A 14,573-nucleotide genomic window follows, 5' to 3' on the forward strand; every position below is an offset into this window, starting at 1 on the left:
CTCTTCTTCGTTAGGATACGGGGATTACTCCCCGCCTTTTACGTCCTCAGATGCTTCTGGCTCAGATGCTTCTGATGCAGCCTCAGCAGTTTCACTTTCTACTGCATCCGCAGCCTCAACACCTTCGCTTCCCTCAGTGCCTTCAAGGATATCATCTTCCTCGTCTTCACCATCATCAGCCAATCTGGATACAGAAACAATTTTCTCATCATCAGCAACGTTAAACAAATTAACACCACGTGTTGAGCGCCCTGCAATTCTGACATCGTGCACTGGGCAGCGAATAAGCTTACCAGCATCCGTTACCAACATGATGTGGTCAGTCTCATCAATCGGGAATACGGAAATAACAGTCGTTGTTTTTCCTTTTGCTCTGGATAAATCCAGATTTCCAATTCCCTTACCACCACGGCTGGTCACACGGTATTCATAAGAAGATGACCGTTTGCCCAAACCATCCTGTGAGATCGACAGAATGAACTGCTCACTCTCGGCCATACTATCAAGCTGCTCCTGAGACAGTGTTGTCTCAAGCGCTGATGGATCAAATTCGCCCTCTTCCGCGTTTTCACTACGACGTTTTGCATTCGCATACCGTAGATACTGTTCACGGGTATCAGAATCAGCATCCATGTGATTGATAATCGCCATGGAAATAACTGAATCACCTTCAGCAAGCGAAATACCACGCACACCCGTCGAGGTACGCCCAGCAAAGACGCGAACACCATTCACCGGGAAGCGGATACATTTGCCACGTGCCGTGGATAGCATAATGTCGTCATGCTCAGTACAGGTCTGTACACCAATCAATCTGCTATTTTCATCTTCCAGCTTCATGGCAATTTTACCATTGGCCATAACGCGGGTAAAATCAGACAGCTTGTTACGACGGATACCACCAGTAGATGTCGCAAACATAACGTACATTTCTGACCATGCTTCCTCGTTCTCAGGAAGCGGCATCATGGTGGAAATCGTCTCACCCTGTTGCAGCGGCAGCATATTCACCAACGCTTTCCCCCGTGATGTTGGTGTACCCGGAGGAAGGCGATAAACCTTCATCTTGTAAACCATGCCACGGGAAGAGAAGAAGAGAACAGGCGTATGGGTATTACAAACAAAGATCTGAGAGACAAAATCCTCGTCTCTTGTTGCCATACCTGAACGGCCCTTACCACCACGACGCTGCGCACGATACGTACTTAGCGGAACACGTTTAATGTACCCACTGTGGCTAACCGTCACCACCATGTCTTCTCGCTGGATGAGGTCTTCATCGTCATACCCGAACACGCCATCCAGAATTTCTGTCCGACGCGGCGTAGCGTATTTGGCCTTCATCTCGATGAGCTCTTCACGCAGGATACCAAGAAGTTTTTCGCGAGAAGCGAGTATTTCGAGATAATAACGGATTTGATCCGCGATATCTTCCAACTCCTTGGCAATCTTATCCCGCTCAAGACCGGTCAACCTCTGTAGACGTAGCTCCAGAATTGCTCTTGCCTGTGCTTCAGAAAGGAAATAATTGCCATCAGCATCAACATTACGCCCCGGTTCATCAATCAATTTAATGAGCGGTTCTACATACTTAGCAGGCCACGCGCGGTTCATAAGCTGTTCACGTGCGATCACAGGATCAGAAGCGGCACGAATGAGCTCGATGACCTCATCAATATTGGCAACCGCAATCGCCAAGCCAACCAATAGGTGCGCGCGATCACGTGCTTTATTCAACTCGAAAATTGTACGACGTGTAATCACTTCTTCGCGGAATGCGATAAATGCAGAAATAATTGATTTCAGATCCAACAGCTCTGGACGACCTGAATTCAACGCCAGCATGTTTGCCCCAAAGGACGTCTGTAACGGGCTATAGCGATAAAGCTGATTAAGAACAACTTCCGGCTCTACATCGCGACGCAGTTCGACAACTACGCGGACACCATGACGATCACTTTCGTCCCGAATATCTGTAATACCTTCGATTGTCTTATCACGGGCAATATCCGCGATCTTTTCAAGCATTCTGGCTTTGTTGACCTGAAAAGGAACCTCGGTAACAACAATTGCCATCTTATCCTTGCGGATTTCCTGAACCTCGGCCTTGCCGCGCATAACAATTGAGCCACGACCTGTATGATAGGCATCGCGAATTGTTGTTCGACCAAGAATAACACCACCTGTCGGGAAATCAGGCCCGGGGATAATCTCGTTCAGCTGATCAATTGATAGTTCCGGATCATCGACAAAGGCACAGCAGGCATCCAAGACTTCACCAAGGTTATGCGGTGGAATGTTTGTTGCCATACCAACCGCAATACCACCGGCACCATTGACCAAAAGGTTTGGATAACGGGCAGGAAGAACAATCGGCTCTTTCGTGGATTCATCATAGTTGTCCTGGAAATCAACCGTATCGCGGTCGATATCTTCCAAAAGAGCTTCACTGGAAACGCGCTGCAAACGAGATTCCGTATAACGCATCGCCGCAGGTGGATCGCCATCCATGGAACCAAAGTTACCCTGGCCATCAACCAGCGGCAGGCGCATAGAGAAGTCCTGCGCCATACGAACCATGGCATCGTAAATGGCCTGGTCACCATGCGGGTGATACTGACCCATCACGTCACCAACAATACGGGCAGACTTACGATAAGCTCTGTTCCAGTCGTAACCGGATTCCTTCATCGCGTAAAGGATGCGACGGTGCACCGGTTTAAGGCCGTCCCTGACGTCGGGAAGTGCACGAGACACGATCACGCTCATAGCGTAATCGAGGTACGATCGCTTCATTTCGTCTTCAATAGTTACCGGAAAAACATCCTGGTTATCGGATGATGTATCAGAGTTCGAAGTCACGTAATTATCCTGTTTCTGTTTAACAGAAATGCCCTCTAAAACCGTGAATGGCACAAGGCCGGAACACAAGTTATTTCAGGCGTAAAAAAAATCACATGAAATGTAACAAATTCATCGCGTAGCCACAACAAAATGTATGTAAAAAGAGAAGGAAAAATACCGTTCTACAGGATTGAATTTAAATAATTTTTTGACCCCAGCTTTAAATCGACAAATTCTACTATATTTTAATTTGTCAAGGGGCAAAATCTCGCCGTTTCATACGGCGCGGATCATGTCTACGTGCGGTATACCTGCGTCATCATAAGGTTCTTCAGAAACCGTCACATAGCCAAGATTATTGTAGAACTTCTGTAAATGCTCCTGAGCTGAAATCTCAATTCTTTCAGCACCCAGCTGTTTGGCAATAAAGTCATGTGCCCGCTCCATTAACTCAACAGAGATCCCCCGTCCTCTGGCTGCCTTAGCAACCGCGACCCGACCAATCGTGTAACAGCTATCATCTTTAGGATCTTTCAGAATACGGAGAACACCAACAACAGTGTCTTCGTGGCCATAAGCTAGCACATGCCAGGCAACGCTATCCTGTCCATCCATATCCCTATATAGAGATTCCTGCTCCAGAATAAAGACATCAGAACGAAGCTGTAAAACACGATAAAGCTGTTGTTTGGAAAGTTGCTCGAAATGTAAAAGATCAGTTTTGATCATGGCCAAAAACCTATTGTAAAAATAAAAAAGCGACCCAAAAGAGCCGCTTTAATACATTGCATTCTAACTAGCTTAGAACGGGATCTCGTCGTCAAGGTCGTCAACGGGTGCACTGCCGCCTGTTGATCCGCCGCCAGAGGAGCCGCCACCAAAGCCGCCGCCGTATCCGCCGCCTGAGCTACCGCTGCCGCCAAAACCACCGGCATCACCACCGGAAGAATCGCCAAAGCCGCCACCCTGACCATCATTACGGCCATCAAGCATTGTCAATTCGCCGCGGAAGTTCTGAAGAACGATCTCTGTGGTGTACTTTTCAACACCAGCGTTGTCGGTCCATTTACGGGTCTGCAACTGCCCTTCCAAATAAACTTTGGAACCTTTGCGCAAGAATTTCTCGGCAACATCGACCAGACGATCGTTAAAAATAACAACGCGGTGCCATTCGGTTTTATCCCGACGCTCACCCGAGGTACGATCTTTCCAACTTTCTGATGTTGCTATGTTCAAATTAGCCACACGCTGTCCTGATTGCATGGAACGGATTTCCGGATCACGCCCCAAATTACCAACCAGAATCACCTTGTTAACACTACCAGCCATGGCTTCGTCCCTATGATTTACTTTAGAATCTAAAAAAATTGATCTGGAACCCTATCAGTCGGGCTGCTCAGAGCCAACGTCTAATAGAAGATCGATCTCTTTTCTGCAAGATCTTCGCATTTCTCCGGAGAACTTTCAGCAAAATATTCATCCTATTTTATAAAAAAGGATGCATTTTGTTCACTGTTCGTCCATATATATTCCGACGAGAACATTTGTAAAACATTTACAGGCGATAAAATGAGTTCAATACAGGAATCCCGCACTATTTCCGTACGTGGCGCGAGAGAACATAACCTGAAAAACGTCAGTGTTGATTTACCCAGAAACGAACTCGTTGTTATCACTGGCCTCAGCGGGTCCGGCAAATCTTCTCTCGCCTTTGACACGATTTACGCCGAGGGGCAACGACGCTATGTCGAATCCCTCTCGGCCTATGCCCGCCAGTTCCTTGAGCTTATGCAAAAGCCCGATGTGGATTCTATCGAAGGATTATCCCCAGCAATTTCAATTGAACAAAAAACAACGTCAAAAAATCCGCGCTCTACTGTTGGTACCGTTACAGAGATCTATGATTACCTGCGCCTTCTCTTTGCGCGGGTTGGTATCCCCTACTCACCAGCAACCGGCCTTCCCATCCAAAGTCAATCTGTCAGCCAAATGGTTGATAAAGTCATGGAGATGGAAAGTGGTACCCGCCTCTATCTGCTTGCGCCAATTGTACGGGGCCGCAAAGGCGAATACCGTAAAGAGCTTGCCGATCTGCAAGTCAAAGGTTTTCAGCGCGTAAAGGTCGACGGAGAACTCTACGAAATCGGCGACGTCCCCGCACTGGATAAAAAGAAAAAACACGACATCGAAGTTGTTGTTGATCGTGTCGTGGTAAAGGGCGACATAAAAACGCGTTTGGCTGATAGTCTGGAAACAGCGTTGGGTCTTGCCGACGGCATTGCTTTTGCGGAAAACGCCAAGACAGGTGAACAGACAATCTTTTCAGCTCGCTATGCCTGCCCGGTATCCGGTTTTACCATTGACGAGATCGAACCCAGACTGTTTTCTTTTAACAATCCCTTTGGTGCCTGTCCGGCCTGTGACGGGTTGGGAAAAACCCTTATCTTTGACGGTGATTTGATTGTTCCGGATCAACGCGTTTCCCTCAAAGAGGGCGCCATTACCCCTTGGGCGAATTCAACATCTAAATACTATTTGCAAACCCTGAAAAGCCTCGCTGAGCATTATGACTTTCCACTGGATATTACTTGGAATGAACTACCAGAAAAAATCAAAGCACTTCTTTTGAACGGTTCTGGTAAAGATGTCATCGAAATGACCTACACCGACGGCAACCGCAGTTACCAGACCAAGAAACCTTTCGAGGGCATCATTCCCAACATGGAAAGACGTTTTCGGGAAACTGATAGTGATTGGGTTCGCGAAGAGTTGTCAAAATACCAAACAAAAAAACCGTGTCAGACATGTGATGGACACCGCCTGAAACCAGAAGCATTGGCTGTTAAAATTGGAAAAAAACACGTTGGTGAAATTGCCCAACTTTCTATTGCCGAAGCCGAGAAATGGTTCAATGAAATCCCAGAAATTCTCAGCGACAAGGAAAATGAAATCGCAGTCAGAATTCTCAAGGAAATCAATGAACGGCTTTATTTCCTTGTAAACGTCGGCCTCGACTATCTGACCCTTTCCAGATCTTCAGCAACGCTGTCAGGCGGTGAAAGCCAACGTATTCGACTGGCATCGCAAATTGGCTCGGGCCTTACGGGTGTTCTTTATGTTCTGGATGAACCCTCGATTGGTTTGCACCAGCGGGATAATGCCCGGTTGCTAGAGACCCTGCGTCGCCTGCGGGATCTTGGCAATACTGTGGTCGTTGTTGAACATGATGAGGATGCCATTCGAACTGCGGATTATCTTGTGGATATGGGACCACGAGCCGGAAAACATGGCGGACAGGTTGTTGCCTGTGGAACGCCGGATGAAGTGATGGCAACAGAGGCAAGTTTAACGGCCAAGTATCTTACTGGTGAAGTCTCGATCACACTCCCTGAAAAACGCCGCAAAGGTCATAAAGGGCAAAAAATTAAAGTCCTCAAGGCAAACGAAAATAACCTGCAAAATGTATCGATTGACGTTCCGCTTGGGACTTTTACTTGCATCACAGGCGTTTCCGGTAGTGGTAAATCAACACTCATCCTTGAGACGTTATATAAAGCCGTTTCGCGAAAGTTACATAATGCCAAAGGACAGCCTGGAAGCCACGATACAATAGAAGGTCTAGAGTTTATCGATAAGGTGATTGATATTGACCAATCCCCTATTGGTCGAACACCTCGATCAAACCCTGCGACTTACACAGGCGCGTTCTCTCCGATCAGAGACTGGTTTGCCGGATTACCCGAAGCCAAAACCCGCGGTTACAAACCCGGACGCTTCTCTTTCAATGTAAAGGGTGGACGCTGTGAAGCCTGTCAGGGCGACGGTGTCATCAAGATTGAAATGCACTTCCTGCCCGATGTTTATGTCGAATGTGACGTCTGTAAGGGCAAGCGATATAATCGTGAGACGCTTGAGATCCTCTACAAAGGAAAATCAATTTCAGATGTTTTACATATGAATGTTGATGATGGCCTGGAATTCTTTAAGGCGGTTCCATCTATCCGTAACAAATTAGAAACCTTGCAAAGAGTTGGACTGGGATATGTTCAAGTCGGGCAAGCTGCGACCACACTTTCCGGTGGGGAAGCACAGCGCGTTAAATTGGCCAAGGAGCTTTCCAGACGGGCAACAGGGAAAACGCTCTACATACTCGACGAACCAACTACCGGCCTCCACTTTGATGATGTAAAGAAGTTGCTGGAGGTCCTTCAGTCCCTCGTAGATCAAGGAAACACAATCCTCTGTATTGAACACAACCTTGAAGTCATCAAAATCGCCGACTGGATTATCGATATGGGACCGGAAGGTGGTGATAAAGGTGGACGTGTTGTTGCCACCGGAACACCAGAAACTGTCGCCAAGACAAAAGGCAGTTATACAGGTGAATATTTAAAACCTTATCTGAAGTAACAAAAAAGGCCGGATGGAAAGTAATCTATCCGGCCTTTTCCAATCAAACCTGATTTGATCAGTGATTAATCATCTAGCGTAAAGATCTCACGTACTTCTTCGATCCCGCGCAAGGTATGCTCGCCCATTGGCATGCATTTCCGCCCGACGATTTCAGCAAACTCCTTACTCATCAGAATGCGCTTACCAAGCTCTTTGGTCAGCGCCTCCAATCTAGCGACCTCGTTAACTGCTGGTCCAACCGTTGTGAACTGAAGTCGATCAGGCAAACCGATGTTGCCAAACATGACGTTCCCCACATGCAAACCAAGACCAAACGTGGCTTCGCATTTGCCATTATCACAGGCGCAGGCATTCAATTCCTTAATACGTTCAACAGCATCATAGGCGGCCTTTACGGCCATTTCTCCGGTCTCGGCTTGTGTTTTATCCTCAGTGAACGGGAAAATTCCCAGAACCGCATCACCGATCAATAAAAGAACATCACCCCCATTATCAATAATGGCCCCTGCTGTACTTTCAAAATACCCGTTTAGCAGATCCAGATAGTCTTCTTCCGGCATCATATCTGCCAGTGCGGTTGAGTTCCTGAGATCACTATACCAGATGACCGCGTGGATCTTTTCACCATCCCCACGCTGAATTTGACCTTTAAGAACCCGTTGCCCCGCATTACGACCGAGGTATGTCGTTGAGATATTGTGGGCGATTTGCGAGGTGATAATCACTTTACAGGCAACAGCCAGACGGTTTTGAACACGAATAAGCGATTTTATGTCCGTATCACTCAAGCCTGCTTTAATATCGCTCGACCAGGTGCCCAAGATCCCTCTGCCATCTGTATCACCCAGAGATTCTTGATCAAAATGGATCGCGTAACATAAAACATCCGTATAGCCATCGTCACGAAGATCTTCCATTAACTTGAAATCATGGATAGCACCTTCGCCAACTAACCGGCGCCTCAGCAGGCCGATCTCTTTACTCAGCATAAAATAAAACGGGCTTCTGCGCCATTCTTCAGAGCCGGAACTTTCATGTGACATGCCGACAGTTTTGACGCCGTTGCCAAGTTCCCAAGTCAACCCCATCGCACTATACAAAGGATGCAGCGTACGAAAAGCGATATACCCGCGAGCAATAGGTAACCCCGCAGACCTCAGCCTTAGACAGCACCCTTCAAATAACTCTTCAATCGTCGTATCCCGAAGTGCTTGCGCCATCACCCAATCAACTACAGAGCCGATCAAGCTGTCTTCATCGCCACCACGTCTAACGCGATCATCTATTCGTTGCATAAAATAAAGAGCTCCGGTTTATTATGTTATTATAGGGAATGAGACAGAAAATATATTTATTTAAAACATATGGGTGCAAAGCAGCTTTTTAGTAGATATAACACAAAAAATTTTATTATTGCAGACGCAATGAATAGTAAAGAGACAATCATGAGCAAGAGTGACCTAAAAGAGATCCATGTCGTTGGCGGTGGTATGGCCGGAACGGAAGCAACCTGGCAGATCGCACAGGCTGGCGTTCCCGTAATACTTCATGAAATGCGTCCGGTTCGGAAAACAGAGGCTCATCAAGGCGAAGGCCTTGCCGAATTGGTCTGTTCCAATTCTTTCCGGTCTGATGATTATGAGAATAATGCCGTTGGTCTGTTGCACGAAGAAATGCGCAGAATGGACTCACTCATCATGTCCTGCGCAGCAAAGCACATGGTACCTGCCGGCGGTGCACTGGCTGTCGACAGAAACGATTTTTCTGATGAAGTCACCAAGCGATTGGAAGATCACCCTCTTGTAACCATCAAGCGAGAAGAAGTTTCAGCACTTCCGCCAGAAGAATGGGATTCCGTCATTGTCGCCACAGGTCCTTTGACATCAGAAAGCATGAGCGAAGTCATTGCCTCTATCACAGGGGAAGAATACCTCGCATTTTTTGATGCTATTGCACCGATTGTTTACAAAGATTCGATCAACTTTGACAAAGCCTGGTTCCAGTCCAGATACGACAAGGTTGGCCCCGGTGGTGACGGTGCCGACTACATCAACTGCCCAATGAATAAAGAACAATACGAAGCCTTTATTCAGGCATTGATAGACAGCGACAAAACAGATTTCAAAGAATGGGAAGAGAACACTCCCTATTTCGAAGGCTGCTTACCAATCGAAGTTATGGCAAGTCGAGGTGTCGAGACGTTGCGCTTTGGTCCCATGAAGCCTGTTGGTTTGACAAACCCACACGGTGATGAGGAGCCCTATGCTGTAGTTCAACTCCGTCAGGATAATAAACTAGGCACCATTTATAATATCGTCGGCTTCCAGACTAAAATGAAATACGGCGCACAAATGGAAATCATCCGTGCAATTCCTGGCCTTGAAGAAGCTGAATTTGCCCGTCTTGGCGGCCTTCACCGTAACACTTTCTTGAAATCACCTAAGTTGCTTGATCATTCGCTTCGCATGAAGCCAATGCCTCGTCTCAGGTTTGCAGGACAGATTACAGGTGTTGAAGGATATGTGGAATCAGCTGCGTCAGGCCTGATGGCCGGACGTTTTGCAGCAGCGGAACGTTTAGGCAAAGATCTACCTGCGCCCCCGATTACCACTGCACACGGCGCGCTGATCAATCACGTCACAGGCGGCGCAGATGCAAAAACATTCCAGCCTATGAATGTAAACTTTGGTATTTTCCCGAATATCCCGAAAGGACCGGGTAAAAAGCTTAAGAAAAAAGATCGTAAACCACTCTATTCAAAACGAGCGCTCGAAGATTTGAAAACGTGGCTGGACGAAAACCAATAATATTGGGAAACCGGTTACTCAGTTTAAAAGGTCGCTCCAGTGGGCGACCTTTTTATTTAATACCGAGAACAAATATTGGCCCACATAAGCTTCCATGTCGTAGAAGCTTTGGGATGATGGAGTACGGCATCAAAAGGATCGTAACTATTGCTCTCAAGCCTTTTGACATACTGATCAGCCAAAGCACCAAGTAACAAAGGGGATTTAGCCAATTTGGGTATGTTATCCGAAAAACTTCGCGCCCTGCTCAAGTGTATTTTGATCTGCTCAGTCAAGGCCTTAGAAATCAAACACAACTCCGGTGATGATTTCAACTCGAAAAGTGTTGAAGTGTTAAGCCCATACTGGTTCATAAGATCTTGAGGCAAATAAACTCTTTTTTTCGCAGCATAAAAAGGCGTTGCCCGAATAATACCAAGTATTCCCCAAGCCAGCCCCATAGATTGGCAAGCCTGCCCTAATGCTTCTGTGGCGCTTTCATCCGCATTTTCTTTGTCATACGTAATATCGGTTGCCAAACTCAATAGAGCAGAAGACGTTCTCACCACATATCCCTCAAGAGCATCAAGGTTTTGCGGGACAGCATCTTCAAGATCAAACTCTCTGGCATTAATAAACTCATCAAGTTTTTCACGCTGCAGTCCGTGATCTTTGACAGCCTTTGCTAATGCTTCAACAACCAGATGTTTACGTGGGTTACCTTCGAAAATACCTTCAATCGCTTCACGCCACCATTGCAACCTTATCATTCCAGTTAAGGGCTCACTGACGACCTCGGCTGTTTTAGCTACTTCCTGATTGAAGGCATAAAGGGCAAAGAGATTTTCCCGCGCCCTATCTTTTGCAAAAAGACAGGTCAGGTAACGATCATAATCGTTCTTCTTAATGTCTCCACCGCAATAGGAAAGGCCAGTATCATTCGACATGTGGTTCGTGCCCGCGGAAAATTTTACTCAACTGCAATCAAAGCAGCGGCAACATTACGCCCTTCAGAAAGAAGTACATTATAGGTACGACAGGCAGCACCTGTATCCATCGCATCCACAACCAGCCCTTTTCCCTTCAGACTATTCCGGAAAGTCGGCGTGATAAATTCACCTTTGGTACCGCACCCAATAATCAACACCTCAATCTCATTTGCTTTTTCGACCAGCGGATTGAGAGTTTCCAAAGACATATCGGAGAAGTTCTGAACGGACCAGGATTCTGTCAAATCTGGCAGTACCAGAATAGAACCTTCATGGTAATAGTCAGACACCATGAACCGACCATTACCATATTTTTCAATAACCTGTTTTCCTTCTGGAATTTTAAGCGATACTTCCATGAAGGTTAACTCCTAACTGGCTTTGTCGTTTTCCTGAACGAGTTCAATCTTCTGACCATTCTCATCCACAAGTCCTTCTTCCTCTTCTTCAGGAATAGAAGGTCTGACGTTTGTAGCAAAGAGTAACGGAACGGCAAGTCCGACAGAAGAATAGGTACCAATAGTAACACCCCAGATAAGACCAAGGCTCAAACCTCTGATAACTTCGCCACCAAACACAAAGAGAGCGATAAGAGCAAGAAGTGTCGTAACAGATGTCAGGATCGTCCGGGAAAGCGTTCTGTTAATCGACATGTTCAGTACGTCGATAACTTCCATCTTTTTATAACGGCGCAATTCATCGCGTACCCGATCAAAAATAACAACCGTATCGTTGATGGAATACCCCGCAATCGTCAATACAGCGGCCAGTGTCGCCAGATTGAATTCGTACTGGGTCAGAGCAAAGAAACCGATTGTCGTGATAATATCGTGTGTCAATGCCATCAACGCAGCGACCGAGAACTGCCACTCGAACCGGAACCAGATGTAGAAAGCGATACCCAGCAAGGCAAAAAGCGTTGCCAGTGCTCCGTCTTCTTTGAGTTCTGCACCAACCTTTGGACCAACAAACTCGACACGGCGATACTCTTCAACGGCGCTGCCCAGCTCATCCTTGACCAATTGAATGGCTTTCATCTGTTCTTTTTCATCACCATCCTGCTTTTGGATGTTGATCAGAACATCTGTTGGTGCTCCGAATTCCTGAAGACTAATTTCGCCCAGACCAAGTGATCCGATACGGGATCTTAAGGAAGACAAGTCAGCAGGTTCCGATGTTCTGATTTCAATCAGAATACCGCCACGGAAATCCACCCCAAAGTTCAATCCACGGGTCGCGACTAACACCAACGACAATGCAATCATGAGTACAGAGAAAGCCATGAATAGCTTTCTTTTGCCCATAAAGTTGATGTTAGGATCTGTCGGAAGCTTTTTAATTAACGCCATGATTTCAGCCTCCCCTTATATACCAAGTGACTGCGGTCGGCGACGGCGCAACCAAGTAACAATAAGCAATCGTGTAAACATAATCGCTGTGAACATAGATGTAATAATTCCAATGGTCAGTGTTACGGCAAAACCTTTGATGGGTCCTGTACCGAACTGGAACAATAAAACAGCCGCAATAAGCGTTGTAATGTTTGAATCCAAAATCGTTGCTATCGCACGTTTATAACCAGCATCAACCGCCATAACCGGCCCACGGCCGTTTCGTATTTCTTCGCGAATGCGTTCAAAAATAAGAACATTTGCATCCACAGCCATACCGATCGTCAGAACGATCCCGGCAATCCCTGGTAAAGTAAGTGTTGCCTGAAAAAGCGAGAGTACGGCAACAATAAGTATCAGGTTCGCGACCAATGCAAAGTTCGCCATGATGCCAAATAAGCCGTAGGAAGATCCCATAAAGATCAGCACCAGCACTAAACCGATGATACTAGCAACCTTACCTGCATTGACAGAATCTTCACCAAGCCCGGCACCGACGGTGCGTTCTTCTAGAATATCAAGCGGTGCAGGTAACGCACCAGCTCTGAGTAGAACAGCAAGTTCTTCTGCAGATTGCGGCGTAAAGTTGCCCGAAATAATACCATTACCCGTTAAAATTGGAGACCTGATAACTGGAGCCGAAATAACTTTACCATCCAGAACAATGGCGAAAGGACGATTAACATTTTCCTGTGTTACTCGTGCAAATCTTTGTGCGCCAGTCGTATCGAATGTAAATGAAATAACAGGTTGAGCATCTTGAAAAGTTGACTGCGCATCGATCAGATTCTCACCACTCACCATAACCCGCTTTTTGATCACATAGCGTTGTGGCTGACCACTAGCCTGAGTTTCCTGCGACAACATAATCTGCGATCCGACAGGCGCTTTTCCTGAATAAGGATCGGCGTTTTGATCAACCAAATGGAATGTCAACTTTGCGGTTTTACCGATCAGACGTTTAATTTCATCTGGATCTTTAACCCCCGGCACCTGAATAAGGATACGGCTTTCCCCCTGTCTTTGCAGGCTGATTTCCTTTGTCCCTGTTTCATCCAATCTTTTGCGTAAAACTTCAATAGATTGGTTGATCACAGCAATCCGACGCTCACGTAGGACTAAATCGCTGTATTCAGAAATAACCTTGGCGCCATCGGTCGAAATCAAAAGCCCCGGATTATTTTCAAAGATCATCTGGCGTACACGGGAAACCATTTCTTCACTTGCGTCACGAAGCGTAAATGTTGCCGCTTTACCCTCAACCCGAAGGTTTTGGTAGCCAATGCGATCAGTACGCAGATTTACCCGAATACCTTCAACCAGATTGGTAAGCTGCTCTTCTTCAACAGCTTCCAGATCAACTTCAAGCAATAGGTAAGATCCACCTTGGAGATCTAACCCCAGGTTAATCTGATCACTCGCGACCCAATCAGGGAACGTTTCAAGAGTTTGTTCTTTGAACAAGTTCGGCATGGCATAAAAAATACCGAGAACAAGAACACCAATAACTGCAAAAATCTGCCACTTGGAAAACTGAACCATAACGGGCCGTATTATCTGTTAATATATGAAATAAACCTGCTCTGGATATAGGGCCAGAGCAGGTAAAAACCACCTCTAAAGATGCTTTTCTAAAAACTTTCCTCTAAACGGAAAGTACAAAAGAAATCAATCTTTAGATTTTTTGTCTTTTTTATCTTTGTCATCGTTAGCCGACTTATCAGCAGGTTCCGTCTTGCTGACAACGCTGGCAATCGTGCTCTGAATAACAGTGATACGAACGTTTTCAGCAATATCCAGCTGAACTTCGCCACCGTCTTTAACTTTTGCAACGGTACCGATAACACCACCAGCAGTAACAACTTTGTCGCCGCGACGAATAGCTTCGATCATCGCTTTTTGCTGTTTCATCTTCTTGCTTTGCGGGCGAATGATCAGGAAGTAAAATACCGCAAAGATCAAAACGAGTGGAAACAGTGTCGCAAACAATTCATTTGGCGAACCAGCGCCACCAGCTGCCTGAGCATAGGCTGTGGAAATCAACATTAATCTCTCCAGAACAAAAGAACTTGGAATCGGTTGCCAAGCAACCCCCAAAAAAAATTACTCGCGGACTATAACTGTCTGGTCCGGAAATGCAAACGAACAGA

11 protein-coding genes are annotated in these 14,573 nt (G+C 46.4%); 2 read left to right on the top strand and 9 right to left on the bottom strand.

Annotated features, from left to right (window positions below; genetic code table 11):
- Positions 1-24 precede the first annotated feature (24 nt).
- The 3 genes from gyrA to ssb form a co-directional block, all read right to left on the bottom strand.
- Positions 25-2,862, bottom strand: a complete 2,838-nt coding sequence (gene gyrA, locus WH96_RS07310) for a DNA gyrase subunit A (protein WP_047763507.1) — start codon at positions 2,860-2,862, stop codon at positions 25-27.
- A gap of 258 nt (positions 2,863-3,120) precedes the next feature.
- A complete protein-coding gene (locus WH96_RS07315) occupies positions 3,121-3,573 on the bottom strand; it encodes a GNAT family N-acetyltransferase (protein ID WP_047763508.1) in 453 nt (150 codons plus the stop codon).
- 72 nt (positions 3,574-3,645) lie between these two features.
- A complete protein-coding gene (gene ssb / locus WH96_RS07320; RefSeq protein WP_047763509.1) occupies positions 3,646-4,173 on the bottom strand; it encodes a single-stranded DNA-binding protein in 528 nt (175 codons plus the stop codon).
- A 240-nt stretch (positions 4,174-4,413) separates the two neighbouring features.
- On the opposite strand from ssb, the gene uvrA reads away from it, so the two are divergent.
- Positions 4,414-7,254, top strand: coding sequence for an excinuclease ABC subunit UvrA (gene uvrA / locus WH96_RS07325; protein WP_047763510.1), 2,841 nt, complete (start codon positions 4,414-4,416; stop codon positions 7,252-7,254).
- 65 nt (positions 7,255-7,319) lie between these two features.
- Here uvrA and WH96_RS07330 read toward each other — a convergent pair whose 3' ends face one another.
- The gene (locus WH96_RS07330) at positions 7,320-8,552 is read right to left on the bottom strand and encodes an adenylate/guanylate cyclase domain-containing protein (protein WP_053005756.1); all 1,233 of its coding nucleotides are present in this window, start codon (positions 8,550-8,552) and stop codon (positions 7,320-7,322) included.
- Positions 8,553-8,702: 150 nt separating this feature from the next.
- On the opposite strand from WH96_RS07330, the gene trmFO reads away from it, so the two are divergent.
- Positions 8,703-10,064, top strand: coding sequence for a methylenetetrahydrofolate--tRNA-(uracil(54)-C(5))-methyltransferase (FADH(2)-oxidizing) TrmFO (gene trmFO, locus WH96_RS07335; RefSeq protein WP_047763610.1), 1,362 nt, complete (start codon positions 8,703-8,705; stop codon positions 10,062-10,064).
- 56 nt (positions 10,065-10,120) lie between these two features.
- Here the strand turns inward: trmFO and WH96_RS07340 are convergent, their stop codons facing one another.
- The 5 genes from WH96_RS07340 to yajC all read right to left on the bottom strand — a co-directional run bounded on the left by WH96_RS07340 (position 10,121) and on the right by yajC (position 14,469).
- A complete protein-coding gene (locus WH96_RS07340) occupies positions 10,121-10,990 on the bottom strand; it encodes a phytoene/squalene synthase family protein (RefSeq protein ID WP_047763511.1) in 870 nt (289 codons plus the stop codon).
- Between the two features lie 23 nt (positions 10,991-11,013).
- Complete coding sequence (locus tag WH96_RS07345; protein ID WP_047763512.1) at positions 11,014-11,391, bottom strand: Mth938-like domain-containing protein; 378 nt, start codon at positions 11,389-11,391, stop codon at positions 11,014-11,016.
- 12 nt (positions 11,392-11,403) lie between these two features.
- Positions 11,404-12,381 (bottom strand): protein translocase subunit SecF, encoded by a 978-nt coding sequence (gene secF / locus WH96_RS07350; RefSeq protein ID WP_047763513.1) that lies wholly within the window; start codon positions 12,379-12,381, stop codon positions 11,404-11,406.
- A 15-nt stretch (positions 12,382-12,396) separates the two neighbouring features.
- A complete protein-coding gene (gene secD, locus WH96_RS07355) occupies positions 12,397-13,965 on the bottom strand; it encodes a protein translocase subunit SecD (protein ID WP_047763514.1) in 1,569 nt (522 codons plus the stop codon).
- Between the two features lie 126 nt (positions 13,966-14,091).
- A complete protein-coding gene (gene yajC / locus WH96_RS07360) occupies positions 14,092-14,469 on the bottom strand; it encodes a preprotein translocase subunit YajC (protein WP_047763515.1) in 378 nt (125 codons plus the stop codon).
- Positions 14,470-14,573: the final 104 nt, after the last annotated feature.

The sequence above is a fragment of the Kiloniella spongiae genome (genome assembly GCF_001026905.1).
GTDB lineage: Bacteria > Pseudomonadota > Alphaproteobacteria > Kiloniellales > Kiloniellaceae > Kiloniella > Kiloniella spongiae.

Bases quoted from the DNA above. Each gene is read 5' to 3' on its own strand.
- WH96_RS07315 (WP_047763508.1), bottom strand. From the start codon at position 3,573: ATGATCAAAACTGATCTTTTACATTTCGAGCAACTTTCCAAACAACAG.
- ssb (WP_047763509.1), bottom strand. From the start codon at position 4,173: ATGGCTGGTAGTGTTAACAAGGTGATTCTGGTTGGTAATTTGGGGCGT.
- uvrA (WP_047763510.1), top strand. From the start codon at position 4,414: ATGAGTTCAATACAGGAATCCCGCACTATTTCCGTACGTGGCGCGAGA.
- WH96_RS07330 (WP_053005756.1), bottom strand. From the start codon at position 8,552: ATGCAACGAATAGATGATCGCGTTAGACGTGGTGGCGATGAAGACAGC.
- trmFO (WP_047763610.1), top strand. From the start codon at position 8,703: ATGAGCAAGAGTGACCTAAAAGAGATCCATGTCGTTGGCGGTGGTATG.
- WH96_RS07340 (WP_047763511.1), bottom strand. From the start codon at position 10,990: ATGTCGAATGATACTGGCCTTTCCTATTGCGGTGGAGACATTAAGAAG.
- WH96_RS07345 (WP_047763512.1), bottom strand. From the start codon at position 11,391: ATGGAAGTATCGCTTAAAATTCCAGAAGGAAAACAGGTTATTGAAAAA.
- secF (WP_047763513.1), bottom strand. From the start codon at position 12,381: ATGGCGTTAATTAAAAAGCTTCCGACAGATCCTAACATCAACTTTATG.
- secD (WP_047763514.1), bottom strand. From the start codon at position 13,965: ATGGTTCAGTTTTCCAAGTGGCAGATTTTTGCAGTTATTGGTGTTCTT.
- yajC (WP_047763515.1), bottom strand. From the start codon at position 14,469: ATGTTGATTTCCACAGCCTATGCTCAGGCAGCTGGTGGCGCTGGTTCG.